General features: G+C 66.3%; 22 protein-coding genes and 2 tRNA genes. 15 read left to right on the top strand and 9 right to left on the bottom strand.

The genetic code is table 11. From position 1 onward, the window contains the following. The first annotated feature begins 339 nt into the window (after positions 1-339). From fdxA to VSR68_RS02370, 8 genes are all read left to right on the top strand, one after another. Positions 340-663, top strand: coding sequence for a ferredoxin FdxA (fdxA, locus tag VSR68_RS02405; protein ID WP_090867029.1), 324 nt, complete (start codon positions 340-342; stop codon positions 661-663). A 116-nt stretch (positions 664-779) separates the two neighbouring features. Continuing rightward, positions 780-855, top strand: a tRNA-Asn gene (locus VSR68_RS02400). A gap of 63 nt (positions 856-918) precedes the next feature. Then, positions 919-994 (top strand) — tRNA-Asn (locus VSR68_RS02395). 203 nt (positions 995-1197) lie between these two features. After that, positions 1198-1704 carry a CreA family protein gene (locus tag VSR68_RS02390; protein WP_342938257.1) on the top strand — a complete coding sequence of 169 codons (507 nt, stop codon included), beginning with the start codon at positions 1198-1200 and terminating at the stop codon, positions 1702-1704. A gap of 59 nt (positions 1705-1763) precedes the next feature. After that, on the top strand, positions 1764-2591 hold the full coding sequence (locus VSR68_RS02385) for an AraC family transcriptional regulator (RefSeq protein WP_342938256.1): 828 nt from the start codon (positions 1764-1766) through the stop codon (positions 2589-2591). 316 nt (positions 2592-2907) lie between these two features. Further along, positions 2908-3675 carry an AzlC family ABC transporter permease gene (locus tag VSR68_RS02380; protein WP_342938255.1) on the top strand — a complete coding sequence of 256 codons (768 nt, stop codon included), beginning with the start codon at positions 2908-2910 and terminating at the stop codon, positions 3673-3675. Then, complete coding sequence (locus VSR68_RS02375; RefSeq protein ID WP_342938254.1) at positions 3672-3995, top strand: AzlD domain-containing protein; 324 nt, start codon at positions 3672-3674, stop codon at positions 3993-3995. The genes VSR68_RS02380 and VSR68_RS02375 overlap by 4 nt, the downstream gene beginning before the upstream one ends. A gap of 226 nt (positions 3996-4221) precedes the next feature. Further along, positions 4222-4986, top strand: coding sequence for a DUF4088 family protein (locus tag VSR68_RS02370; RefSeq protein ID WP_342938253.1), 765 nt, complete (start codon positions 4222-4224; stop codon positions 4984-4986). A gap of 63 nt (positions 4987-5049) precedes the next feature. On the opposite strand, the gene VSR68_RS02365 is transcribed toward VSR68_RS02370, so the two are convergent. The 3 genes from VSR68_RS02365 to VSR68_RS02355 form a co-directional block, all read right to left on the bottom strand. Beyond that, entirely contained in the window at positions 5050-7308 is a 2259-nt protein-coding gene (locus VSR68_RS02365) for an ATP-dependent helicase (protein WP_342938252.1), read from the bottom strand. 157 nt (positions 7309-7465) lie between these two features. Then, the gene (locus VSR68_RS02360) at positions 7466-7729 is read right to left on the bottom strand and encodes a hypothetical protein (RefSeq protein ID WP_342938251.1); all 264 of its coding nucleotides are present in this window, start codon (positions 7727-7729) and stop codon (positions 7466-7468) included. 96 nt (positions 7730-7825) lie between these two features. Then, positions 7826-8281: a hypothetical protein gene (locus tag VSR68_RS02355; RefSeq protein WP_342938250.1), complete on the bottom strand. Its 456-nt coding sequence runs from the start codon at positions 8279-8281 to the stop codon at positions 7826-7828. A 329-nt stretch (positions 8282-8610) separates the two neighbouring features. Between VSR68_RS02355 and VSR68_RS02350 the strand changes: the two genes are divergently transcribed. The 5 genes from VSR68_RS02350 to fumC all read left to right on the top strand — a co-directional run bounded on the left by VSR68_RS02350 (position 8611) and on the right by fumC (position 15270). Further along, on the top strand, positions 8611-8829 hold the full coding sequence (locus VSR68_RS02350; RefSeq protein ID WP_054934124.1) for an RNA-binding S4 domain-containing protein: 219 nt from the start codon (positions 8611-8613) through the stop codon (positions 8827-8829). Between the two features lie 231 nt (positions 8830-9060). Next, positions 9061-10464: an MATE family efflux transporter gene (locus VSR68_RS02345; RefSeq protein ID WP_342938249.1), complete on the top strand. Its 1404-nt coding sequence runs from the start codon at positions 9061-9063 to the stop codon at positions 10462-10464. Positions 10465-10948: 484 nt separating this feature from the next. Further along, the gene (gene panS, locus VSR68_RS02340) at positions 10949-11908 is read left to right on the top strand and encodes a ketopantoate/pantoate/pantothenate transporter PanS (RefSeq protein ID WP_342938248.1); all 960 of its coding nucleotides are present in this window, start codon (positions 10949-10951) and stop codon (positions 11906-11908) included. Positions 11909-12150: 242 nt separating this feature from the next. Then, positions 12151-13839, top strand: a complete 1689-nt coding sequence (locus VSR68_RS02335; RefSeq protein WP_342938247.1) for a phospholipase D family protein — start codon at positions 12151-12153, stop codon at positions 13837-13839. Positions 13840-13869: 30 nt separating this feature from the next. Beyond that, a complete protein-coding gene (fumC, locus tag VSR68_RS02330; RefSeq protein WP_342938246.1) occupies positions 13870-15270 on the top strand; it encodes a class II fumarate hydratase in 1401 nt (466 codons plus the stop codon). A 108-nt stretch (positions 15271-15378) separates the two neighbouring features. Here fumC and VSR68_RS02325 read toward each other — a convergent pair whose 3' ends face one another. The 4 genes from VSR68_RS02325 to VSR68_RS02310 all read right to left on the bottom strand — a co-directional run bounded on the left by VSR68_RS02325 (position 15379) and on the right by VSR68_RS02310 (position 18706). Then, positions 15379-15885, bottom strand: coding sequence for an acyl-CoA thioesterase (locus VSR68_RS02325; RefSeq protein WP_342938245.1), 507 nt, complete (start codon positions 15883-15885; stop codon positions 15379-15381). Between the two features lie 148 nt (positions 15886-16033). Continuing rightward, positions 16034-17134: a GlxA family transcriptional regulator gene (locus tag VSR68_RS02320; RefSeq protein WP_342938244.1), complete on the bottom strand. Its 1101-nt coding sequence runs from the start codon at positions 17132-17134 to the stop codon at positions 16034-16036. A gap of 36 nt (positions 17135-17170) precedes the next feature. Continuing rightward, a complete protein-coding gene (locus tag VSR68_RS02315) occupies positions 17171-18427 on the bottom strand; it encodes an MFS transporter (protein WP_342938243.1) in 1257 nt (418 codons plus the stop codon). Between the two features lie 138 nt (positions 18428-18565). Beyond that, entirely contained in the window at positions 18566-18706 is a 141-nt protein-coding gene (locus tag VSR68_RS02310) for a hypothetical protein (protein WP_342938242.1), read from the bottom strand. Between the two features lie 375 nt (positions 18707-19081). On the opposite strand from VSR68_RS02310, the gene VSR68_RS02305 reads away from it, so the two are divergent. Together VSR68_RS02305 and VSR68_RS02300 are read left to right on the top strand one after the other, a co-directional pair. Further along, positions 19082-19795 carry a helix-turn-helix transcriptional regulator gene (locus tag VSR68_RS02305; protein WP_342938241.1) on the top strand — a complete coding sequence of 238 codons (714 nt, stop codon included), beginning with the start codon at positions 19082-19084 and terminating at the stop codon, positions 19793-19795. 152 nt (positions 19796-19947) lie between these two features. Then, positions 19948-22629 carry a DUF6600 domain-containing protein gene (locus VSR68_RS02300; RefSeq protein WP_342938240.1) on the top strand — a complete coding sequence of 894 codons (2682 nt, stop codon included), beginning with the start codon at positions 19948-19950 and terminating at the stop codon, positions 22627-22629. A gap of 132 nt (positions 22630-22761) precedes the next feature. Here the strand turns inward: VSR68_RS02300 and VSR68_RS02295 are convergent, their stop codons facing one another. Both VSR68_RS02295 and VSR68_RS02290 read right to left on the bottom strand, forming a co-directional pair. Beyond that, a complete protein-coding gene (locus VSR68_RS02295) occupies positions 22762-23733 on the bottom strand; it encodes a thymidylate synthase (protein WP_342938239.1) in 972 nt (323 codons plus the stop codon). 254 nt (positions 23734-23987) lie between these two features. Then, positions 23988-25385 (bottom strand): sigma-54 dependent transcriptional regulator, encoded by a 1398-nt coding sequence (locus tag VSR68_RS02290; protein ID WP_342938238.1) that lies wholly within the window; start codon positions 25383-25385, stop codon positions 23988-23990. Positions 25386-25790 lie beyond the last annotated feature (405 nt).

Raw genomic sequence — 25790 nt, 5'->3', positions numbered from 1 at the left:
TGAAAACGGAAGACGTCAGGCCTCGCGCGCCCTCGCCCTATTTGTACGCCGCATGCGTACGCCGTACGCGCTGCGAGCCTCGCGCAAAACGGGCGAGCTGGCGAAGACGCTGTCGCATGTTACCCGAATGCGCGGCGGCCGTTGCTCCACTGCGCCACGGCCGGCGGGCGCGGCAAGGCGCGTTCGACGCGCATCCACCCGCCATAAACTAATCACCAAACGATATAAAAGCCCTGACGGCGATCGCGTATGCACTACTTGACGTTACGTTACAATAGCGCTTTTGGCGTACTGCCATCTCCCCACTACCAAAAGATATCGTTTGCAGGAGTTGCCTGAATGACTCACGTTGTGACCGAAAGCTGCATCAAGTGCCGCTATACCGACTGCGTCGATGTGTGCCCGGTGGACTGCTTTCGCGAAGGTCCCAACTTCCTCGCGATTGACCCCGACGAGTGCATCGACTGCGCCGTGTGCGTTGCGGAGTGCCCGGTGAATGCGATCTACGCCGAAGAAGACGTGCCTGGCGACCAGCAGCACTTCACCCCCTTGAACGCCGAGCTGGCGAAGGCATGGCCGAGCATCACGAAGACCAAGGCGCCGCTGCCCGAAGCCGACGAATTCAAGGACGTGAAAGAGAAGCTCTCGCTGCTCGAGCGTTGATCGCCGCGGCAGACCTGTCGTTCCTGCCCGGATCAGTCGCATTATATTGAGATGAATCAGGGGTATTGACAGCGTCTGCTTCACCTCCTACAATTTCGCTTCTCTGCTGTTGTTGTTCCCCGATAGCTCAGTCGGTAGAGCGCCGGACTGTTAATCCGTAGGTCCCTGGTTCGAGCCCAGGTCGGGGAGCCAAGAATTGCAAAGGCCCGTTAGCCATGACGGGCTTTTTTATGTAGTGACACGTTGTATTGCTGTTCCCCGATAGCTCAGTCGGTAGAGCGCCGGACTGTTAATCCGTAGGTCCCTGGTTCGAGCCCAGGTCGGGGAGCCAAAATTCGAAGGCCCGCATCCGTGCGGGCCTTTTCTTTTTCTGCGATCGTTTTCTGCGGCCTTGCCGAACGATCGCTCTCGTTTGACGAATCCAGTATCCGTCGCGCTGGCGCCTGTGGCCACGGTCCGCACACGCAACCAGGTTACGATGACGCACTCACGGGCAATCGCCCCGGCTGCCTTCACATTTCTTCCGGTCACCTGATGAAAATTGCTCCGCACTGCGCACGGGCCGCGCGCGCCGTCATCTTCGCCACATCCGCCGCTTTCGCCACATTCGCGTCTGCGCCCTTCGCACACGCGGAAGAAGTCGCCAGCGTCAACACGAACTTTCATATCACCGGTTCGGATCGCGTGGTCGTCGAAGCCTATGACGATCCCGCCGTGCAGGGCGTCACCTGCTACGTGTCGCGGGCGCGAACGGGCGGTATCAAAGGAACGCTGGGCATCGCGGAGGACCCGACCGAGGCATCGATTGCCTGCCGTCAGGTCGGCCCCGTCAAGATTCCCGAACCGCTGCGGCAACAGGCCGACGTGTTCACGGAACGGATGTCGCTGATCTTCAAGACGCTGCATGTGGTGCGGGTCGTCGACACGAAGCGCAATACGCTCGTCTATCTGACCTACAGCGACCGCGTCACGACGGGCAGCGCGAAAAACAGCGTCACAGCCGTGCCGATGCCCGCCGGCACGACGATTCCCGTCCGCTGACACAGCGGCCCGCAACACGCGATGCGCGGTAAACTGGCAGGTCCACCCGGACATCGACCATGACTTCGACCCGCTTCCGCGACAACGCCCGCTACTGGCGCACGCCGCTTTTGCCCGGCGCGGACCTGCTCACGGCCGAATATCACGATCACGAATTCACGCCGCACTGGCACGACGCGTACACGATCCCCGTGATCGAAGCGGGCGCGGAGACCTATCGGTATCAAGGCTCGCATTACGTCGCCGAGGCGGGCAGCGTGCCCGTGATCAACCCGGGCGAAGTGCATACCGGCTCGCGGGCAATCGACGAAGGCTGGCGCTACCGCGTGCTGTACGCGCCCGTCGATTTCATCCACGCGCTCGCCGAGGACATCGCGGGCCGCGCGCAGCCGCTGCCGTGGTTCGACGCCGACGTGATCCGCGACCCGGACCTCGCCGTCCGGCTCGCTCGCGCGCACCGGTTGCTCGAATCGAACGACGATCCCCTGGCCGCCGAAACGGCGATGCTCGACGCGCTGTCGACGCTGCTCGTCCGCTACGGCCGCACGCGCGCCGACACGCCGCAGCACTCCGCCGCCGATACCCGCGTGGCCACGATGAAGGAACAGCTCACGGGCGACCTCGCCGCGCCGCTCAAGCTCGCCGAACTGGCCGATGCCGTCGGCCTGTCGCCGTTTCACGCGGCACGCCTCTTCACGCGCGCGACGGGGCTGCCGCCGCACGCATGGCGCAACCAGATCCGCTTGCAGCGTTCGCTGGCGCCGTTGCGCGCGGGCGCATCGGTGGCTGACGTCGCGGCGGCGAGCGGCTTCACCGATCAGAGTCACTTCACGCGCCATTTTCGCCGCATGTTCGGCGTGCCGCCGGGCCGCTGGCAGTCGTCCTGATTCGGCCGCGCACGCGAGCACGCGACGCGAGCCCGCACAAGCCGAGTCGCACCGCTGGAATCCGGCGTCACATCCACACATCGAACCATCCACGCGTTCGCTGGCCATCCGCGAGCCCGGCGAAACGCGCGCCGCAATCGCAAGCCGAAGCTCAAGCTCAAGCTCAAGCCCGAACCCAAACCCAGCCCGAACCCAAACCCAAACAAACCCAGCCCAAGCCCAAGCCCAAACCCAAACCCAAACCGAAGCTCAAGCGCAGGCGCAAGCGCAAGCGCAAGCGCAAGAACGTACAAGCCGGCCCGCCCCTCGACCGGCTATGCTCGGCGGTATCGAGGAGAAAAGATTGACTCACCCTGCACAATCCACTCACCGGCTCAAGGAACTGATGGCGGGCGCGCGCGACACGCTCCCGATGGTCATCGGTTCGGCGCCGTTCGGCGTCATCTTCGGGACGCTCGTCGCATCTGGCCCACTGCATCTGTGGCACGGCCAGTTCATGTCGCTGATCGTATTCGCCGGCTCGGCGCAGTTCATCGCGCTCGGTCTGATCGCGGGCCATGCGAGCTACGCCGTCATCTGGGCGACCACGCTCGTCGTGAACGCCCGCCACGTCCTCTACAGCGCGACGCTCGCGCCGTATGTATCGCATCTGCCGTCGCGCTGGCGCTGGGCGCTGGGCGGCCTGCTCACCGACGAAGTGTTCGCCGTCGCGTGGGCGCATTACCGGCTGCATCCGCCCGGCTCGGTCGGGCCGTACTATTTCCTGGGCTCGGGTCTGTCGATGTACGCGAACTGGCAGGGCTGGACGCTCGTCGGCCTGCTGTTCGGCGCGGCGTTCCCCGGCCTGCAATCGCTCGGGCTCGATTTCGCGATGGTCGCGACGTTCATCGCGATCGTCGTGCCGCAGCTCGTCGCGGTGCGTTATCTGGCAGCCGCAGCCACGGCCGGCGCGCTCGCGTTTTTCTGGCAGGCCTGGCCGTACAAGCTCGGCCTGCTGGGCGCCGTATTCGTGGGCGTCGCGGTCGGCGTGCTGCTGTCGCTGCCCGCGCTGCAGCGCACCCGCGCGGCGGAGGCTTCGCAATGAACTACGTACTGTTGATTCTCGGCATGGCCGTCATCACGTGGCTGATCCGCGCAGCCGTGTTCGTGCTCGGCGACCGCATCGTCTTTCCGCCGCTCGTGCGCACCGCGCTCGGCTTCGTGCCCGTCACCGTGCTGACGGCGATCATCGTTCCGATGGCCGTCTCCCCGCACGGCGCGCAAGCCGAACTGACGTGGCGCAACCCGCAGCTCGTCGGCGCGCTCGCCGCCGTCGCCGTCAGCGCGCTCACGCGCCGGCCGCTGCTGACCATTGCCGTCGGCCTCGCCGTCTTCTTCCTGTGGCAGGGCGTCGTCCTGAAGTAACCTCGCCGCCGTCCGCGCGCCGTCCACCCGGGCGGTGTGCGCCCTCAAGTTCCCTTTCAATCCGCCGATAAACACTCGTGGCCCGCGAACCAGCTGCGTCTGTCGACGCACGCCGGCACGCCGGGCCGAACCGCGCCGGACATCGGTGCCGCCAACGAAACGGGGACGGCGGCACAGGGGCGAACGCCTCGACGGCGTCTGCGCGGTCGACGAAACGGGATAAGACATGGGTCAGATTACCCTTCACATCAAGGACGAAACGCTCGCATCCTTGCGAAAGGATTTCGAGGCGTTCGTGCGGGTCTCGCTCAAGCTGGATCCGCAGTTCGCGACGCCGTCGTTCGAGGATTTTCTGCGCGCCAAGCTCCTCGACAACATGGTGCCGCTGACCGAGCACGCCGTGCAGCGGATGCTGCAGGGCGGTCAGTACGCTTGGGCGAAGCGCACGCTGGACAAGGAGTTTCCGGACGTCGTGGCGATCCTGATGAAGCAGGCGAACGAGTTCGGCTTCGGCTTTGCGGCGCGCTCCGAGTGGACGCCGGAAGAGCTGGCCAAGCAGAGCCGCGAGTGGGCGGCCGCGATCGTCAAGGAAGCGGAAGGCGCGCCTGCGCTGGTCGACCCGCTTGCCGCGCAGATCAAGTCAGCGGCACAGGACATACAGGCGCTCGAAGAAGTGATGCAGACGCCCGCCTGGCGTCTCGCCGAATCGCTGCGTCAGCGGGTCTACGAGGCGAAGGTCGCGTGCGAGACGAGCGTCGGCAGCGCGGCGCGCGAAAAGCTCGGCGAACTGCGCGGGCTGTTGCGGCTGGGCATTTCGCACGGCTCGTTCCAGAAGCAGGAAGCGCAGCAGATCATGGAATATCTGCGGCTCCTGAAGCCGGAGATTTTCGTCGAAGAGCCGTACGACGTATTCACGCGGCTCGCGGCGTGGCTGCGCAACTTCTTCATGCCGCCGCCGAGGCCGCAGCAACAACAGCGGCAGTCACGCTAGGCATCGCAGGCGCGGCGGCAACGCTGGGCGCGCCATCCACGTTTCATCCGCATCGCGGCAAGCTCAGTCCCACATCTTTCTGAGCTTCGCCGCGATTTCTATTTTGGCCTGCGCGGCGGCCGCGAGCCCCGCGCGCGTCGGCGCCGCCGCGACGGGCGCGGGCGGCCACGCATGCGAGTCGAACAGCGGCAGCAGATGCGGCGGAATGAAGCGCGTGCGCGACGCCCACACGTGCCGGTCGCCGAGATGCGTCTGGTTGTGCACGTAGAACCGCTGCGGCATCACGATGTGCAGGTCTTCTTTGGCCCGCGTCATCGCGACGTACAGCAGACGCCGCTCCTCGTCGATTTCCTCTTCGCTGCCCGTGCCGAGATCGGACGGAATGCAGCCGTCGACGCCATTGAGCACGAACACGTTGCGCCACTCCTGCCCTTTCGCCGAATGGATGGTTGACAGGATCAGATAATCCTCGTCGATCAGCGGAACGCCGGATTCGTCGCTCGTGGCGTCGGGCGGATCGAGCGTCAGCTCGGTCAGGAACCGCTCGCGCGACGCATACGTGCCAGCGATGCTCTCCATCTGCGCGAGATCAGCCTGACGGATCGACGCGTCCTCGTGATTGCGTTCGAGATGCGGCTCGTACCAGCGGCGCACCATCTCGAACTCGGCGGGCCACGGCGTCTGGCGCGCGCACACCGACGACATCAGCGCGACGAACGGATGCCAGTCTTCGAGCGCACGGGCCGGCGGCGCAAAGGCAGCGAGCGCGCTGGCCGTGCAATGCGACACGCCGTGCGAGGCGTCCAATGCACCGCCGCCCGAGCCACCCGAGCCACCCGAGCCGGGCGCACCGGCGCGCGAGGCGATGTCGTCGAGCACGCGCGCGGCCGTCGCGGGCCCGACGCCGGGCAACAACTGCACGACGCGAAAACCAGCGACGCGATCGCGCGGATTCTCTGCCCAGCGCAGCACGGCCAGCACGTCCTTCACGTGGACGGAATCGAGAAACTTCAGGCCACCGAACTTCACGAACGGGATATTGCGCCGCGTCAGCTCGATTTCGAGCGCGGCGCTGTGATGCGCGGCGCGGAACAGCACGGCCTGCGCCTTCAGCTTCATGCCCGCTTCGCGCGCCGCCAGCACCTGCTCGACGATGTAGCGCGCCTGGTCGGCGTCGTCGGCGACGGTAACGAGATGCGGGCGCTGCGCCGATGCCTTGTCGGTCCACAGATTCTTCGTGTAGCGCTCGCTGGCGAGGCCGATCACCGCATTCGACGCTTCGAGGATCGGCTGCGTCGAACGGTAGTTGCGTTCCAGCGTGACCTGCTTCGCGGGCGGATCGAAGTGCGTCGGAAAATCGAGGATGTTGCGCACGGTCGCGCCGCGAAACGAATAGATCGACTGCGCGTCGTCGCCGACGACGGTCAGCCCGCGCCCATCGGGCTTCAGCGCCAGCAGGATCGACGCCTGCAGGCGGTTGGTGTCCTGATACTCGTCGACGAGCACGTGATCGAAGCGGCCGGACAGATCGGCGGCGATCGCGGGCTCCGCCGCCATGTGCGACCAGTACAGCAGCAGATCGTCGTAGTCGAGCACGCTCTGCTTCTGCTTCGCGTCGACGTAGGCGGCAAAGAGCGCGCGCAGATCGGCTTCCCACTCGCGGCACCACGGGAAAGCGCCGTTGAGCACGTCCGCGAGCGATGCGCCCGTGTTGACGACGCGCGAATAAATCGCGAAGCACGCCGACTTCGACGGAAAGCGCTTTTCCTTCGCCGAGAAGCCGAGCTCGTGGCGCACGAGATTCATCAGATCGGCGGAGTCTTCGCGGTCGTTGATCGTGAATGCTGGCGACAGGCCGATCAGGTCCGCGTACTCGCGCAACAGCCGCGCGCCGACGCTATGGAACGTGCCCGACCACGTGAGCCCTTGCGCCAACGCCGCGCGCGTGCCGAGCGCCGCGCCCGCGATGCGGGTCACGCGCCGGGTCATTTCGAGCGCGGCGCGGCGCGAAAACGTGAGCAGCAGAATGCGGCGCGGATCGACGCCCTTGACGACGAGGTTCGCGACGCGATGCGCGAGCGTATTGGTCTTGCCCGACCCCGCGCCCGCGATGACGAGCAGCGCGCCCGCTGGCCGTGCAATGTCGTCGGTGCCGTATTCGACGGCTTCGCGCTGGGCGTCGTTGAGCTTCGCGAGCCAGTCGATGGCGGCCGCCGGCTCGGGCGTGCCTGCCGCGGCTGACGGCGATGAAGACAGGGAATCGGCGACGGAAAGCACGATCGGCGGGTCGGAAAGTGAAGGCGACGCATACTGTATATCCATACAACCCGCCAGGGCAAGCGCCCCAATTTTCCACACAAACGCCGCGTGTCGAGCGTCAGACAAAGGGCGCGAGAAACAGGCGCAAGAAAGCCGGCGCACCGGGCTTTCGCTCCGAACGGCGTGATGCCGTCCGGAGAATCCATGCGACGAACGCCGCCTACTCCTGTTTCGCGTCCTTCACCCTGGCTTTGGCGTTGGCCTTGTCGGCATCGGCTTGCGCGTCGGCCTTCTTCTTGTCGGCCTTCGCCTGCGCGATCTCCGCCTTCTTGTCGGCCTTGGCCTGCTCCTTCACGGCCTTGCTGTCTGCGTGCGTCGTCGGATCGGTGGCGGGATCGTGCGTCTGCGCGACGGCGAGCGTGGTCATGCTGCCCGCGATCAACGCCGCCAGTAGCGCGCCCATCGTCCTGTTCATCTTTTTCATGATCGATGTCCTCCCTGTTCGAACGTCGAAACGACCAAGGCCTGTGTCGGCCCTGGTCGTGCCTGAGTGATGGGTCAGTCATGCTTCAGTTGTGCCTCAGTTGTGCGCCTCGCCCGACGCTGCCGCGCCCGCCGACTGGCCCTGCATCCCGGACTTCAGTTCGTTCGATGCGGCCGCCCTGTCGGCCTTCCTGTTCAACTTGGCGTTGCGAACCTGGTTCGTGTACTCGTCCTTGGCGGCCTTTTGCTGCTCCTTCATCTGCGCCTTCGACGTCTTCTTCTGCGCGCGATATTCGGCGTTCGCCTCGGCGTCCGCGTTGCGCTTCTGAACGAGCGGGTCCGTCGAACCCGGCGCTGTCAGATTCTGCGGCGCGGGCGACGGCATCTGGACGCCTTGCGCAGCGGGCGCCTCGGCGGGCGCCTGCGTCTGCGTCTGCACCTGGGCCTGGCCGGATATGCCGGCAGCCGGTTGAGCAGGCGTCTGGGCGAATGCGGCCGTCGACGCAAACGCAGTCAGGGCGGTACCGATCAGGAGCGTATGAAGCTGGGTCATGGTTATCCTCTCTGAAGGTTGTCAGTGTCGGCATGCGGGCGTCGTGTGGTGGCCGATCGGCGGTGACGCGCCCGCGCGGTTCGCCCATTGCAAAATGCAGCAGGCTATTCCACAGACCGGGCCTTCGCGAGTGAAGTTCGCCACGAAAGCCTGCTGTTACTCAACGTTTCGTTTGCCGACAACTGAATAACATCTGCTTGCACTTGCGCGGTCCAACGCCTCGCGCTCGCTGCGGGAACGCCACGCGCGACGCGATGGCTTATGATGCGAGGCGCTTTTTCAACGCGCTTTTTCCACAATTCGCCGACGCCCCGTCCATCGCAACCGACATGCCCAACCTCGATTTCACACTGACCGGCGATTACGTCGAACTCCACAATCTGCTGAAGATTACTGGCCTCGCGGACAGCGGCGGATCGGCGAAGGTGATCGTCGCGTCGGGCGCCGTCACCGTCGACGGCCGCGTCGAAACGCGCAAAACCTGCAAAATCCGCGCGGGCCAGGTCGTGCTGCTCGGCGACACCCGCATTGCCGTCCACGAGGGGTGACGCTCGCACGCGTCGTCCGCGAGGCGGCATGAATATGCAGTACGCATCCGACGGCCGCTCCATGACCGCACCAAACATGTGCCTGTAGATCGACAGCGCCGCCTTCCCGCAATAAGCTGTCCGCTTGCACAGAAAAAATATCCCGCGCGCGCTTCACCCGTTCCATCCGCCTGATCCGGCCGACCGGCTTGGCGCGCGTTTCGCGCTTTCGCGCATCGAGCACCTGGAACCATGAATCCAACCGGAATGTCCCGCGCGCTCAGCGGGCCGCCCACGCTTTCGCGCCACGCCGCCGATACGGCGCGCCTTGCCGCGCCGCTCGCCATCGCGCAGCTTTCGCAGATGGCGATGAGCGTCACCGATACCGTCCTGCTCGGCTCGCTCGGCCCCGACGCGCTCGCAGCAGGCGGCCTCGGCGCGAACCTGTTCTTCGTCGTCGTGACGCTGCTGCAAGGCGTGCTGACTTCCGTCAGCGTGAGCGTGTCGCATGCGCGCGGCGCGCAGGCCGAGCATCGCGTGCCGCACATCTACTGGACGGGCTTCCTGCTGTCGCTGCTGCTGGCCGTGCCCGCGTTCGTGCTGCTGTCGTTCGCCGCGCCCATCCTGATGGCCTTCGGCGAGCCGGCGCTGCTCGCGCACAACGTCGGCGAATACTGCGCGGTGCTGCGCTGGGGCGCGCCCGGCAGCCTGATCGGCATCGGCCTGATGCGCTCTTTCCTGCCCGCAATCGGCGCGGCGCGGCGGCTGCTGTGGGTGTCGATCGGCGGCGTGTTCGTCAACGCGTTCCTGAACTACGGGCTGATCCACGGCGCGTACGGGCTGCCGCGTCTCGGCTTCCTCGGCTCGGCGGGCGCAACGACGATCACCGTTTGGCTCACGGCGCTCACGCTGATGGCGCTGCTGCATCTGCGTCCGCGCTTCCGGCATTTCGTGACGGCCACGCGCCCCGACGTGCCGCTGATGGGCGAACTGTTCGGCATCGGCTGGCCGGTGGCGATCACATATGGCGTCGAATCGACGCTCTTTCTCGCGACGGGCCTGATGGTCGGCCTGCTCGGCGAATCGCAGCTGGCGGCGCACCAGATCGCGCTGAACGTCGCGTCGGTGGCGTTCATGGTGCCGCTCGCGATCGGCCAGGCGGCGAACGTGCGCGTCGGCTTCTGGTCGGGCGCCGGGCAGCCGCTCGCTGCGCGCCATGCGGGCTTCGTCGCGCTCGGGCTCGGCGTGGGCTTCATGAGCCTGTCGGGCCTGCTGCTGATCACGGCGCCGCATTTCATCGTCGGGCTGTACCTGCATCTCGACGATCCCGCCAACGCGCCGACCGTCGCGCTCGCGAGTTCGCTGCTGGGCGTGGCCGCCATTTTCCAGATCGTCGACGGCATGCAGACGGTCGGCTCCGGCTGTCTGCGTGGGCTGAAGGACACGCGCGTTCCGATGATCGCCGCCGCGTTCGGCTATTGGGGAATCGGCTTCCCGACGGGCTATACGCTCGCGTTTCACTTCGGGCTCGGCGCGCGCGGCCTGTGGTGGGGACTCGCGGCCGGGCTCGCCAGCGTCGCGCTGCTGATGACGCTGCGCTTTCACAAGATGAGCCGGCACCGGATGCAGAGCGGCGAGCGCGCGCCGGCGAGCTGAGCGCACTCGCTGAGACGTCGTGCGCCCGCGCGAATGGGCGCTTCGAATGCACCGTCTCGACCTCTCCGCCTTCTTCGCGACGCGCCTTTCTTCGCGACGCACCTTCTTCGGCGCGCCCAATCGCGGGTACTGCACCGCTTCTCACCGATGCAACCCGTGCCCTCGCCCACGTTGCATGTGTGTTGCACGCGCAACCAACTGCGAGTCGAACCTGACCGCCACGGGTAAAATGCCACGCCTGGCTGCCGCCTGTTAGCGCAGCGCGCGACCCGCGCCGCGCAGCGGCCGCTTTCCCGTCCCCACAAGGGCACGCCCCGGCTCGCGACCGGCCACCCGATGCCGTATCGCATAACGCCCGCCCGGACGCTCTCGCGCCGCCCGCAACCGCTGCGGCAGCGTCTCATGCCGACCGCGCACGCCTCACACCGGCACGCGGCGGCATCAGCGCAAACCATCAGAAGACAACACAAGAGGACTGCCTTTCATGCTTGCCCGCGTCACCCGTCTCTTCCCGCTGTGGGCCGTGCTGGCCTCGCTCGCTGCCTACTTTTCGCCGTCGTCCGTGACAGGGATCGCGCCGCATGTGACGACGCTGTTGACGATCATCATGCTGTCGATGGGCGTGACGCTGTCGATCGAGGACTTCCGCCGCGTGTTCACGCGTCCTGCGCCCGTGATCGCCGGCATCGTGCTGCACTACCTCGTGATGCCGCTCGCCGCATGGGTGATCGCGAAGGCCCTGCGCATGCCGCCGGATCTGACGGCGGGCATGGTGCTGGTCGGCAGCGTCGCGAGCGGCACGGCGTCGAACGTGATGATCTATCTGGCGCGCGGCGACGTCGCGCTGTCGGTCACGATCAGCGCGCTGTCGACGCTCGTCGGCGTGTTCGCGACACCGCTGCTCACGCGCCTGTATGTCGATGCGTCGATTGCCGTCGACGTGCACGGCATGCTGATGAGCATCCTGCAAATCGTCGCGCTGCCGATCGCTGTCGGCCTCGTCGTCAACCATCTGTTCGGCAAGCTCGTGCGCAAGGTCGAGCCCGTGTTGCCGCTCGTATCGATGGTGTCGATCCTGCTGATCATCGCGGCCGTGGTCGGCGGCACGCAGAAGAGCATTGCGTCGGTGGGCCTCGTGGTCATGCTGGGCGTGGTGCTGCACAACGGCATCGGATTGCTCGGCGGCTATTGGGGCGGCCGTCTGCTTGGCTTCGACGAAGCCGTCTGCCGCACGCTCGCGATCGAAGTCGGCATGCAGAACTCCGGCCTTGCCGCGACGCTCGGCAAGCTCTACTTCACGCCGATCGCCGCGCTGCCCGGCGCGCTGTTCTCGGTGTGGCACAACCTGTCGGGATCGATGCTGGCGGGCCACTGGGCAGGCCGCCCCGCGAAAGGCTCGACGCACGATCAGGAAACGCGCGCGCTGGCGAGCGAACGCGTCTGACGCAGCATCAGCCTTTCTACCCTTTCTCCCGTTCCACGCCGCGCGCCGACACGACGCGCGCGGCGCATCCCGTCGATCGGCTTTCGCGCTGCAAGCCGCCGCGCGTCGCAGGCACGCGCAAAGCGGGCACGCGCGTTGCGTCTCCATTGCCGACCCTCTTTACGGTTTCCTCGTAGAATATTTTCAGGCGAAACCGACGACGCCACGACGACCATCCGTGCCGATCAAGTGGAGGAACAAGCGTGTCGGCCCATAACACCAACGACCCAGCCGCATTGCAGCATCACGAAGAGCAACGTACTACCCGCATCTCGCGCAACGCGCCGCGTCCGTGGCTGACGCGCGCGTTCGCGCTCGTCGTCGCGGCCACCCTGCTGGCCGCCTGCGCGACGCGCCCGCCCGCCACCGCACTCGATCGCCCTGTCACACACGCGTTGCCCGCGACGGAAAGCACGCCGCTCTCGACAGCGCTCGCCGCGCCCGAACGCGCGCATCCGGGCCAGTCGGGCTTTCGCGTGCTGTCCAACGGCACGGAAGCGCTCCAGATGCGCATCGCGCTCGCGCGCGCGGCGACGAAGACGCTCGACATGCAGTACTACATCGCCGAAGAAGACACGACGGGCAAGCTGCTGCTCGCCGCCGCGCTCTATGCGGCGGATCACGGCGTGCGCGTGCGGATGCTCGTCGACGATCTGAACTTCAAGGACATCGACCGCGTGATGGCCGCGCTGAACACGCACGACAACATCGAGATCCGCGTGTTCAATCCGTTTGGCAGCGCGCAATCGAGCTTCTATGAGCGCAGCGAGAACTTCTTCACGGAGGTCGGTGCGTTCACGCGGCGCATGCACAACAAGGCGATGATCGCCGATAACCAGATCGCGATCGTCGGCGGGCGCAATCTCGGCGACGAATACTTCAGCGCGAGTCCGACGCTGCAGTTCCGCGATATCGACGTGCTCGCCGCCGGCCCGATCACGGCCGATATCTCCGCGAGCTTCGACAGGTTCTGGAACGACAGCAACTCGTATCCGCTGCGCGCGTTGAACAAGCAGAAGTTCGATCCGCACGATCTCGACCAGATGCGCGACGAGTTGCGGGCGCACTGGCGCACTAACGCGGACCCGTACAACGCGAAGCCGCTGAACGCGACGCCGCTCGCGTCGCAGATCGCCAGTGGTGAGCTCGGGCTCATCTGGGCACCCGCCGAATTCAAGGTCGATACGCCCGAAAAAATGCGCCTGCCCGTCGATCAGTACAAGAGCCCGCCGATGACGCGCCTCGTCGAGCTGATGCGCGACGCGCAAAAGGAATTCCTCGTCACGTCGCCGTATTTCGTGCCGCACCAGGCGGGCGTCGATGCACTCGGCAAGCTCGTGCAGCGCGGCGTGACCGTCAAGGTGCTGACGAATTCGCTCGCGGCCACCGACGCCGTCGCCGTGCAGGCCGGCTATAGCCCGTATCGCGTGCCGCTGCTCGAACACGGCGTGCAGCTGTACGAGTTCAAGCCGACGCAAGGCGAGGACACGCCGGAGACGGGCCTCTTCGGCTCGCGTTCGAGGGCCAGTCTGCATGCGAAGTCCTACGTGATCGATCGCAAGACGCTCGTGATCGGCTCGATGAATCTCGATCCGCGTTCCGCGCATCTGAACACGGAGCTCGCGCTCGTGATTCACAGCGCGCCCATCGCCGAAGATGTCGCGCGGCTCTTCGATCACGCGACGTCACCTGCCGTCAGCTATCGCGTGACGCTCGCGACGCCGTCGGAACTGGCCGCGCTGAAGTATTCGGCGACGCCGCAATCGCAACTCGTCTGGACCGACGAGGAAAACGGCCTGATTCACCAATACAACCTCGATCCGGGCGCGGGCTTTTACCGCAACGCGCTGACGGGTCTATTCTTGTTGCTGCCAGTCGATGAGCAGTTGTGACGCCCATCCAATCACCAAGCGGAGTACAACATGACCGAAGATGTACGCATGGAACGCGATACGTTCGGCGAAATCGCCGTGCCGGGCGCGAAGCTGTGGGGCGCGCAAACGCAGCGCTCGCTGCAGAACTTCAAGATCTCGACGGAGAAGCAGTCGCCCGAGCTGATTACGGCGCTCGCGATCATCAAGCGCGCCGCCGCCGAAGTGAACCTGGGCCTCGGCGTGCTCGATGCGACCAAGGCGAAGGCGATCATGGCCGCCGCCGACGAGATCATCGAAGGTCGCCACGCCGACGAATTTCCGCTCGCCGTCTGGCAAACGGGCTCCGGCACGCAGAGCAACATGAACCTCAACGAGGTGATCGCGAACCGCGCGAGCGAGCTGATGGGCGGCGAGCGCGGCGAAGCGCGTCTCGTGCATCCGAACGACGACGTGAATCGCGGACAATCGTCGAACGACGTGTTTCCGACTGCGATGCACGTGGCGGCCGCTGTCGGCATCGCGAAACATCTGCTGCCCGCGCTGAAGATCCTGCGCGATACGCTCGACAACAAGGCGAAAGCCTTCGCCGACATCGTGAAGATCGGCCGCACGCATTTGCAGGACGCGACGCCGCTCACGCTCGGCCAGGAATTCTCAGGCTATGTCGCGCAGCTCGACCAGTGCGCGAAGCACATCGAATCAGCGTTGCCGCATCTGTACGAACTCGCGCAGGGCGGCACGGCCGTCGGCACCGGGTTGAACGCGCATCCGCAGTTCGCGGACCAGGTCGCGGCGGCGATCGGCAAACTGACGGGCCTGCCGTTCGTCTCCGCGCCAAACAAGTTCGAGGTGATGGCAGCCGCCGATGCGCTCGTGTTCGCGCACGGCGCGCTGAAGACACTCGCCGCGAGCATGATGAAGATCGCGAACGACATTCGCTGGCTCGCAAGCGGCCCGCGCTGCGGCCTCGGCGAACTGTCGATTCCCGAAAACGAGCCGGGCAGCTCGATCATGCCGGGCAAGGTGAACCCGACTCAATCCGAAGCGGTGACGATGCTGTGCTGTCAGGTGTTCGGCAACGACGTGGCCGTCAACATGGGCGGCGCGAGCGGCAACTTCGAACTGAACGTGTTCCGGCCGATGATCGCGCACAACGTGCTGCAGTCGGTCCGCCTGCTCGCCGACGGCATGCACAGCTTCAACGACAACTGCGCGGTGGGCATCGAGCCGAATCGCGAGCGCATCGACCAGTTGCTCAACGAATCGCTGATGCTCGTGACGGCGCTCAATCCGCATATCGGCTACGACAAGGCCGCGCAGATCGCGAAGAAAGCGCACAAGGAAGGCACCACGCTGAAGGCCGCCGCGCTCGCGCTCGGTCATCTGACGGAGCAGCAGTTCGACGAATGGGTGCGGCCGCACGATATGGTCGGCGGCACGAAGCGTTAGAGCCCTTCCTTAAAGCCCTTCGTTAAAGCCCCCTTCTTCCGCCCTTTACTGCAAGCCATGCGATGCTCTCTTCGCGAACGCGAAGAGAGCATCCGGCGATGCCGCGCGTCAGACCTTGCCCTGCGCGACTTCCTCGGGCTTCAGATCGACGATTGCATCGAGCGCGGCCTTCACATCCATCGCGTACTTCGCGAGACGCTTCTGCTCGTCGGTTTGCGGCACGAATGACGGCACGGGCACAGGGGTTCCGTTCTCGTTGACGGCGACCATCACGACGAGGCAATCGGTGGTTTGCAGCAGTTCGCCGCCCTTCGGATCGCCCGCGTGCACCGACACGTGGATGTGCATGCTGGTGCGCCCCGTCGCGACGACGCGAGCGCGCAGTTCGACCAGATTGCCGACGTGAATCGGCCGGCGAAAACGGATATTGCCGACGCTGACCGTCACGCAATAGCGGCCCGACCAGACGGCCGCGCATGCATACGCGGTTTCGTCGATCCATTTCATCAGCGCGCCGCCGTGCACCTTGCCGCCGAAGTTGACCGACGTCGGTTCGGCGAGGAATCGGAACGTGGTTTCTGAACGATCCAGCGGCGCTGCGGAAGGCGTGCTCATCTTGACTCCGGTCAAACAAACTATCGAAAGGAGCCGATTATACGAGGGCAATAAGGCGGCCGCTGCGCTATCGGGCGCCGCGTATGGCGTGGGCGGAAGCAACATTGCTTTGCATCGCCCGCAAGTGTGGCGGCCGTGCCGCCGCTACTCAGCGCAGCGCCGACGAGAAACGCTCGCGGTAATCGAGCGGCAGCACGCCGAAGCCGCGCATGAACGCGCGCCGCAAGTTCTGCTCGCTGCCGAAGCCGCAATCCAGCGCGATCCGCTTCAACGGCCGGCGCGACTCGGCAAGCGCGCGCGATGCCGCCTCGAGCCGCAACGCCGAAACGGTCTTCGCGGGCGTGCGGCCCACTTCGTCGACATAGCGGCGCGCGAAGGTGCGCGGACTCATGCGCGCCTCTTCCGCGAGCCGCTCGACGGACAGGTCGCCGTTCAGGTTCGACGCGATCCAGCCGTGCAAGCCGTCGAACGCGCCGCCCGCCGACGCCTGCGCCGCCAGCGCCGCGCTGTACTGCGACTGCCCGCCCGGGCGCTTGACGAACACGACGAGCCGCCGCGCGACCTGCATCGCGACGGGGTGCCCGTAGTCCTCCTGAATCAGCGCCAGCGCGAGATCGATGCCCGACGTCACGCCCGCCGACGTCCACACGGCCCGGCCGCCGCCGCCCGGCAACGGCTCGCGGATGAAGATCGGCTCGGCGTCGACGCGCACGCGCGGAAAGCGCTCGGCGAGGCGAACGGCGTCGCGCCAGTGCGTCGTCGCGCGGCGTCCGTCGAGCACGCCCGCCGCTGCCAGATAGAACGCGCCCGTGCACACCGAGCACACGCGCCTCACTTGCGGCGCGCGCCGCGCGATCCAGTCGATCAGCGCCGGCTGCAACGCGCGGCCGTCGTCGACGGGAATGCCGGGGATGATCAGCGTGTCGATCGGCTCGCCGTCGAGCGCGTCGAGTCGCTGCGTGACGACGGGCAAGCCGGGAAACGTGTCGAGTTCGCCGCCGTCGATCGATGCGACCGTCGTGCGATACGCGACGCGCTCGCGCGATCCGGACGACACCCCAGACGACACGCGCCGCGCGTCGCGCACCGTCAGCTCGGCGCGATGGAACGCTTCGAGCGGGCCGCATGCGTCGAGCAGCACGAGTTCGGGCGCAACGGCGAACACGATATGGCGAACTTGCGGCGCGGGCGCGTCGTGTTCCGGGGCGCGGATTTCTTCGTGATCGGTGGCGTTGGAAGCGTCGCTCATCGTGAGTCCTCTATCGTCGATATCGGCACAATCCGTTCACATGCCCGACGCCGGCAGCGGCGAACGTCTTCGCGACCACGCGAAGGCCAGCGTCGCCAGCGCGGCGAGCGCGAGGAACGGAAAAATCGCTGCGTTGATGGCCGTCCAGCCGAAATGCGCGAGCATCTGCCCCGCGCACAGCGAGCCGAGCGCCGAGAACGCAAAGGTGGTGAACTCGCTCGTCGCCTGGGTCTTCGCGCGCTCGGACGGCCGGTACGATTGCGCGAGCAGCGTCGTGCCGCCGACGAACATCAGGTTCCAGCCGACGCCCAGGCACGCGAGCGCCGCGTAGAAATGCGGCAGGTCGGTCGAGCGCAGCGCGAGCACGCCGCACAGCGCCGACAGCACGATGCCCGCGCCGATCACGCGCAGCACGCCGAAGCGCGCGATCAGACGCGCCGAGAAGAACGACGGCGCAAACATGCCGACCAGGTGCCACTGGATGATCTGCGCGCCATCGCCGATCGAGTGTCCGCACGCGACGGCGGCGATCGGCGTCGCCGTCATCACGAACATCATCACCGCGTAGCCGAGCGCGTTGTTCGCGAGCGCGGCCACGAAGATCGGCTGCCGGACGATCGCGCGCCAGGGCCGCGCGGGCTCCCGCTGCGCCGCGACGTCCGCGTGCGGCGCGGCATCGCGATACAGCGCGGCGACGAGCGCCATCGACAGCAGCGCGAGCACCGTCACGAGCGCATACGAGCCGGCAAATGCGACGGGCGCGAGCCAGTCCTTGCTCCACGCGGCCAGAGCCGGACCCAGCACGGCCGCGACGACGCCGCCCGTCAGCACGGTCGAGATCGCGCGGCTCTTGGTGTCGGCGGAAACGGCGTCTGCGGCGGCGAGCCGGTAGTACTGCGCGAAGGCCTGAAACACGCCGACGGTGGCCGTTCCCACGCAAAACGCCCAGAAGCTGTGGTGAAAGATTGCGTACACGGAGATCGCGCCGCCCGCTGCGCCGACGCCCGCGCCGAGCATGAAGCCCGCGCGCCGTCCAACGCGCGCCATCAGGAACGACGCGCATATGGTGGTGAGCGCGGCGGCGACGGTAATCAGCGAGAACGGCAGCGTGGCGAGCGATTTGTCGTCGGCAAGCGTGTAGCCGACGAGCCCCGTCAGCGTCAGATCGATCGACACCGACGACGTGTACAGCGCCTGGCAGACAGCCAGCACACGTGCGGCGCGGCGGCCATGCGGATCGGCGCGGCCCGTCGCGCGGCTGGAAATATCGGAAGCGGTAGAAGGTGACGGCATCGGTGGCCTCGTGGCGGGGTGACGATGCGCACATCGTCACATCGGTCGCCTTGGCAGAATGGTCAATGATGCATCAATTTCTGCCATGCCGTGCACGAACTCAGCGGCGCGTCCGTAGCGACCGCGCCGGCGGATGCGTCACTTGCGGACGGTGATGCCTTCGTCGATCGTGCCGTACATCGTGATGCTGCCCGATCCGGCCGACGACGGGCCCGCCCCGCCCTGCGCACAAGCGCTGCACAGGATGACGGCCGCGACCACGGAGAAGAGGATTTTCATGACTGCGCCGTTCGCTCGAAAACTGGAGAAAGCGCTCCGATTCTAGCCTGGCGGCGTTTGCGCCCGCAGATCGGCGGGGCGCTGCGGCGCACGCGACAGTTCACGACATGCTGAAACATCGAATGCGCATCGCGGGTAGAGTGAAAGCCATGAGCCGGTTGGCTACGACTGGTTTGCATGGGACCCGGGTAAGCGCTAACGACATCTCGGGGTCGACTGCTCTGCATGGAACCAGGGTAAGTGCCCTGCATGGGGCTGGAGTAAGTGCTAAAGCGCCAACTCCAGCCGACAGCTAAAGCGCTAACTCTTTTCGACTGCTCTGCTTGGGACCAGGGTAAGTGCTAAAGCACTAACTCTGGTCGACAGGAGATCCATATGGCTGCATTGCTTCCTTCCGAACCGAATCACTTTCCGGGCCTGAGCCGCATCGGCGCGTTGCTCGCCGATCCGGGCCGCGCCGCGATGCTGTGGGCGCTGATGGACGGCACCGCACGTCCCGCAGGCGAGCTGACGCTGATCGCAGGGCTTTCGCCATCGGCGGCGAGTGCGCATCTCGCCAGGCTGACCGACGGCGGACTGCTCGCGCTCGAAGTGCGCGGGCGGCATCGCTATTTCCGTATTGCGTCGGCGGAGATCGCCGCCACGATCGAAGCGCTCGCCAACGTCGCCGAAGCCACGGCGCCTCAGCGCCCCGTGCCGCGCCCGGCGCGCACGGTGCCCGTCGACATGCGCTACGCGCGCACCTGCTACGACCATATGGCAGGCGAACTGGCCGTGCGTGTCTACGAACGGCTCGTGGGCGGCGACCTGCTGACCGTCCACGGCGATTCGCTCGACGCGACGCCCGAAGGCGCGGCGCTCCTCGCCGACTGGGGCATCGACGTCACGGGGCAGCGCACGCGCCGCCGGCGTTTCGCGTGCACGTGCCCTGACTGGAGCGAGCGCCGGCCGCATCTGGGCGGCGCGCTGGGCGCGGCGCTGCTCGAGTCGTGGTCGTCGAAACGCTGGGTCGAGCGCACCGAGCGGCCGCGAATCCTGCGCGTGACGCCCGCCGGCCATCGTCATTTCGACGCATTCCTGGCACATTGACGAGCGATTCGTCTGACAAGCCGCTTGACGGGACAACTTTTGTTACAGCGCCGCCGAAGTGGCTTACAAATGAGACCGCCTTGAAACAGGTGCCACGGGTAGAGTGATTTCGCAGGGTGCCGCGCCGCGCGTCGCCCGATGGAGCGACAACCATGAAAACACTCACCACACCCGACCGGAATTCCGGAAGCGCCGACCGTTCGCCCCGCAATGCGATGCACCGGCCGTCTCTCGTCGCGTTCGCCGTCGCGGGCGCGTTGACGACGCTCGCCATGCAGACAGCCTGGGCGCAGGAAGCGCCGCCGCCGGCGAACGTCGCGCAATCCGCGCCGCAGTATGCGCCGCAGTACGCGCCGCAGTCGGCACCTCAAGCGGCACCGCAATCGACGCCCGATAGCGACCCGCCCGGACGCGTCGCGCGGCTGAACTACATGGCGGGCACAGTCACGACGGAGCCTGCTGGCGCGTCCGACTGGTCGTATGCGCAGGTCAACCGGCCGCTCACGACGGGCGACCAGTTGTGGAACGACAAAAACGCGCGCTCGGAGCTGCATATCGGCTCGACGGCCGTGCGCATGGGCCAGCAGACCAGCCTCGACATCCTCAATCTCGACGACAACAGCACGCAACTGAAGGTCGCGCAAGGCACGCTGTCGACACATGTGCGCGCGATCGCGCCCGGCTCGTCGTATGAGATCGACACGCCGAATCTCGCGCTGGGCGTCAACGGGCCCGGCGACTACCGCGTCGACGTCGCACCGGACGGCAGCAGCACGACGGTCACGGTGCGCAGAGGCAGCGCGACCGTCTACGGCGACAACGGCCAGGTGCCCGTCGCGGCCGGACAGCAGATCAGCTTCGCGGGCACCAGCCTGCAGCAGACGGCCGATAACGGCGCGCCCGGAGCCGACCCGTTCGACCAGTGGACGGCCAGCCGCGACGCCGCCGAGGACCGCTCGGTGTCGGCGCGCTATGTATCGCGCGAAATGCCCGGCTATCAGGACCTCGACGCGAACGGCACGTGGCGCAGCACGCCGCAATACGGCGAAGTGTGGACGCCGAATCAGGAGCCCGCGGGATGGGCGCCTTATCGCGACGGCCATTGGGTCTGGCAGGCGCCGTGGGGCTGGACGTGGGTCGACGACGCGCCGTGGGGCTTCGCGCCTTACCACTACGGCCGCTGGGCCTATGTCGACGATGCGTGGGCGTGGGTGCCGGAGCCCGTCGTCGTCAGCGAGCCGCCCGCGTATGCGCCCGCTCTCGTTGCATTCGTTGGCGATGGCGGCGGCAACGACTGGGGCGTGAATCTGGCGATCGGCGGCGTCGCGGCGGCGGGGGTCGCGTGGTTCGCGCTCGGCCCAGGCGAGCCGTGGCATCCGCACTGGGGCCGCGATCACGACTGGAGCCCGCGCTATTACGAGCGCGTGAACAACACGGTCGTCGTCAACAACCGCGTCGACATCCATAACAACGTCCGCAACACGTACATCAACTACCGTGCGCCGCACGCCATCACGGGAATGCCCGCAACGGCATTCGTCCACGGACAGCCGACGAACCATTTCGGACAGCGCGTCGACCCCGCGCAGTGGCGCAATGCGCGCTTCAACGCGGGCGCGCCGAATCTCGCGCCCGTCAGGCAGAGCTTCGGACCGGGGATGCGCAACGCCGCCTACCGGCCGCCGGCGAATGTGATGGCGCGGCCCGTCGTCGGCACGCGCAATCCGGGCGTGCCCGCGGCGTTCCACGACAGGCTCGCGCAGAACTTCGCCCAAGGCGGGCACGGGCGCGTGCCGGGCGCGGGCGAGCCGATGGTGCGGACTTCGGTGCCCGCGCACTTCGGCGGACAGACGCTCAATGGCAACGGACCCGTCGCGAACGTGCGAGTAGTGCGCTCGCACGTGCCGGGACAGATGCCCGGCGCCATGCCGGGCGCGCCGGTCGCGGGTGCGCCGGCCGGCCAGCGGCCGCGAGGCGAGCCGCCGATGAACGCGCAGCAGCACGGCGCTCCGGGTCAACCGGGGCAAGGCTTTGCGCCGGGGCCGATGGCCGGGCAGCGAGCCGAACGGCCCGGACAGTCTGGACAGTTAGGACAGCCGGGAAAAGGCGTGCCGCGTCCTCCGCAATTCGCTGGCGGTCGTCCGATGAACGGCATGCCGCAGCAACCAGGTCAGCCGGGCGGTGCGCAGCGTCAGGATATGGCTCCCGCCCAGCAGCGTGAGCCCGCGTGGACGCAGCATCATGCACCGATGGCCCAGCAACGCGGCAACCCGCAGTTCGGTGCAGCGCAGCCGCAGGGTCCGGCGATGCAGCAGAACGGTCAGGCGTTACAGCAACGCGAACGGCCGGCGAATGGTTTCGCTGGCGCCGCGCCGGGTCAGCCGCCGCAACATGGGCAGGAGATGCGCGCGCAGCCGGCGCCGGCTCCGATGCAACAGGCACAGCAGCAGGGACGCGAGGCATTTCATCCGCAGCGGCAGCAGCAGCAGGCACATCAGGAGTTCCATCCGCAGCCGCAGCCGCGACCGGAATTTCACCCGCAACCGCAGCCGCAACAACAGGCACGTCAGGAGTTCCATCCGCAGCCTCAGCCGCGACCGGAATTTCATCCGCAGCCGCAGCCGCAACAACAGGCACGTCAGGAGTTCCATCCGCAGCCGCAGCCGCGTCCGGAATTTCATCCGCAACCGCAGCCGCAACAACAGCCGCGTCCGGAATTCCACCCACCGCAGCAGGCGCAGCAGCCGCATCCGCAGCCTCAACCCCAGCCGCAGCCGCATCAGGAACAGCGTGCGACGGGCGGCGGAGGCCACGAAGAGCATCATCGCGGCTGAGTCCCGGCAGTGCCAGCACTACCAACAGCACCAGCGAGCACGCCACGCCACGCCACAAACGGAAACGCCCGCCGCAATCGCGGTGGGCGTTTTCACGTCAGGGGCACGCTGCGCCGGAAAACCGGCTGCACGTCAGATCGCCATCGGCGCCGTCAGCGGCTCGTGATGCCGATAGCCGACCAGCGAGAAATCGGCGGGCTCGATCTTCTCCAGCCACTCGGGCTCGTAGACGCCCGTCTTCGCGAAGTCGGGCACGCGATCGGCAATCGCGAGCGTCGGGCTTTCGTAGGGCTCGCGCGTCAACTGCTGTTGCAGCATGTCGAGCTGGTTCTCGTAGATGTGCGCGTCGCCGATGAAATACGTGAACCAGCGCGGCGTATAACCCGTCAGCCGGCCGACGAGATGCAGCAGCGCCGCCCCTTCCGTCAGGTTGAACGGCGTGCCGAGCCCGACGTCGTTGCTGCGGATATACAGGCACAGCGAAATCTCGCGCTTCGACACATTCGGCAGAAACTGATACAGCAGATGGCACGCCGGCAGCGCGATTTCCTCGAGCACGGCCGGATTCCAGGCATGAAACAAAATCCGCCGGTCGGACGGGTTCTTGATGATCGTGTCGAGGCACTGGCGGAGCTGGTCGATCGCCTTGTACAGCAGCACCTTGCGCACGCCGCCCTCCTCGAACTCGGTGACAGGCGCATAGCCGCGCGATGCCGCGTCTTCGAGCCTGGCGCTCGCCGTCGTATCGAGCACTTTGTAGGCGGGCCACTGGCGCCATTGGACGCCGTAGACATCGCCCAGATCGTCGGTGCCCTGGCGGTAAGGATTCGCGAGCCACTGCGCGTTTTCGTTCGCGTTGCCGTCCCAGACCTTGCAGCCGAGCGCGCGAAAATCGGCCGCGCTGCGCGACGCGCGCAAAAAGCCGATCAGCTCGCCGATCGCCGACTTGAAAGCGAGCTTTTTCGTCGTCACGGCCGGGAAACCCTGCTGCAGATCGAAGCGCAACATCGCCCCCGGCATGCTGATCGTGCGGACGCCGGTGCGGTTTTCCTGCCAGCTGCCGGTATCGAGGATCGTGCGGACGAGGTCGAGGTATTGTTTCATGCGGATTCCTTCGGCCGTGCGCCTGGCGCACCGGAGGTTTTTGGGAAACCCCGATTCTAGCAAGCCGCGAAAAGCACGGTGATCGCGCCGCTCCCCTCCCGACGCGCGTTGCCCGCTTGGTCTTCGCCTCGCGCGGAAAGCGGCGTAAAGAACCGGCATCGCAAACGCGAAGCGGGAACACGAAAAAGGCCGATCCAAAACAAAGAAGCCCGGCCAACCGGCCGGGCTTCCCAATGTTTCGTTGCAAGCAAGCGTCAGAGATGCGGCATCGTCGATGGCAACTCCGCCGCGTGCTGCGCGAGCGGCTCGCTTTCCATATGCCGCATGCCGTGCGAGCACAGCAAACGGTACAGCGTCACGCGCGAAATGCCGAGTTCCTGCGCCGCGTCGCCGAGTCGCCCGCGATGGCGCAGCAGCGCCAGCTCGATCGCCTGCCTTTCGGCTGCCTCGCGCGCCTGCGCGAGCGAGACGGGAACGATTTCGACGTATTCCGCGAGTTCGAGATCGCGCGCCGTGATCGCGCGGCCTTCCGACATCACGATCGCGCGCCGCACGCGGTTGATCAGCTCGCGCACGTTGCCCGGCCAGCTGTAGTTGTGGAGCGCGGCGATCGCATCGGGCGCGAAGCCGCGCAGCCGGCGGCTCGCATCTTTCCTGAAACGCTCCAGCATATGCCGCGCGAGCAGCTCGATGTCCTTGCCGCGCGCGCGCAGCGGCGGCTCGTCGATTTGCAGCACGCACAGGCGGTGATACAGGTCCGAGCGGAACCGCCCTTCGATCATCGCCGTGTTCATGTCGACGTGGGTCGCGGAGATGATCCGCACGTCGACCTCGATCGCGCCGTGTCCGCCCAGCCGCTCGACCTTGCGCTCCTGCAGGAAGCGCAGCAGGCTCGCCTGGCTTTCGAGCGGCAGATCGCCGATTTCGTCGAGGAACAGCGTGCCGCCGTTCGCCGCTTCCACGCGGCCGATCTTGCGCTGATTCGCGCCCGTGAACGCGCCGCGCTCGTAGCCGAACAGCTCCGACTGCAGCAGATGCGGCGGAATCGCGCCGCAGTTGATCGGGATGAACGGCGCGTTGCGGCGCGCCGAACGCTCGTGGATCGCGACGGCCGTCAGCTCCTTGCCCGTGCCCGATTCGCCGGAAATGAAAACGGGCGCGTCCGTCATCGCGACTTTGCGGATCGAGCGGAAGAGCGCGAGCATCGCGTCGCACGAACCGACCATCTCGCCCTCGGAACCGCCGGGCGATGCGTCATTCGACGCCGGCTCGCCGAGCGAAACCATCCCATATGCATGCCCGACCGAATCGACGATCCGGTCGCCCGAGTAAGGTACGGTCACATAATCGAAACAGTAGTCGCGCACGAGCCGGCGCAAGGCCGCGTCCTGCAACTGGCCGGCCATCGTGGTCGCGACCCAGCCGACGTTCGGCATCGTCAGGCAGGACTCGAATGCGGCGATTTCATGCTGCTGGAAGCAGCTCGACAGGTCGAGCAGACCGCCCGCCGCCATCCCCGAACGCACCGCGCGCCGCGCATCCCGCGCCGAACCGACGACTTCGACGTTCCAGCCGCGCTCATGAAAACGCGTGTTCAACTCGGCGCTGGGATCTCTTGATACGTATATCAGTTGCCGTGTGGCGGATTCCATTATTCAGATCCTCGTCAACGAACGTTAAGGATGACGGCATGTGCTGATCTGGATTGAGCTTTTCAGGCACGCCTATTCGCACGGGATTCGCAAACAGCGAAAACCGAACGGCCATTCCATTCCGTACGGACAGCTGATCCCCGAAAAACGGCGCGTGTATTGAAACGGCCCAGTAGTGGGCTTTTTAAAATCGTATGCTGTGGATGAGAGCTTACTATACGCGCGAGCCGTCGAAAACAAATATGCGAATTAAATCGTCAGGCCTTTCGCGACAAGGGTTTGCGGGTGCCAGGCACTCTCATTAGGACCCGATTAATTCGCCTGGAAGCGCATTCACCATACTTTTTTATCAACGTACTCCCTTCGCGTTGCATTTAACGCACCGATTTGAAAACGGCGTGTTTT

Source organism: Paraburkholderia phymatum (assembly GCF_038900715.1).
Classification (GTDB): Bacteria; Pseudomonadota; Gammaproteobacteria; order Burkholderiales; family Burkholderiaceae; genus Paraburkholderia; species Paraburkholderia phymatum_A.
The sequence above is the reverse complement of the archived record's forward strand: the minus strand, read 5'-3'. Positions and strand labels throughout refer to the sequence as shown.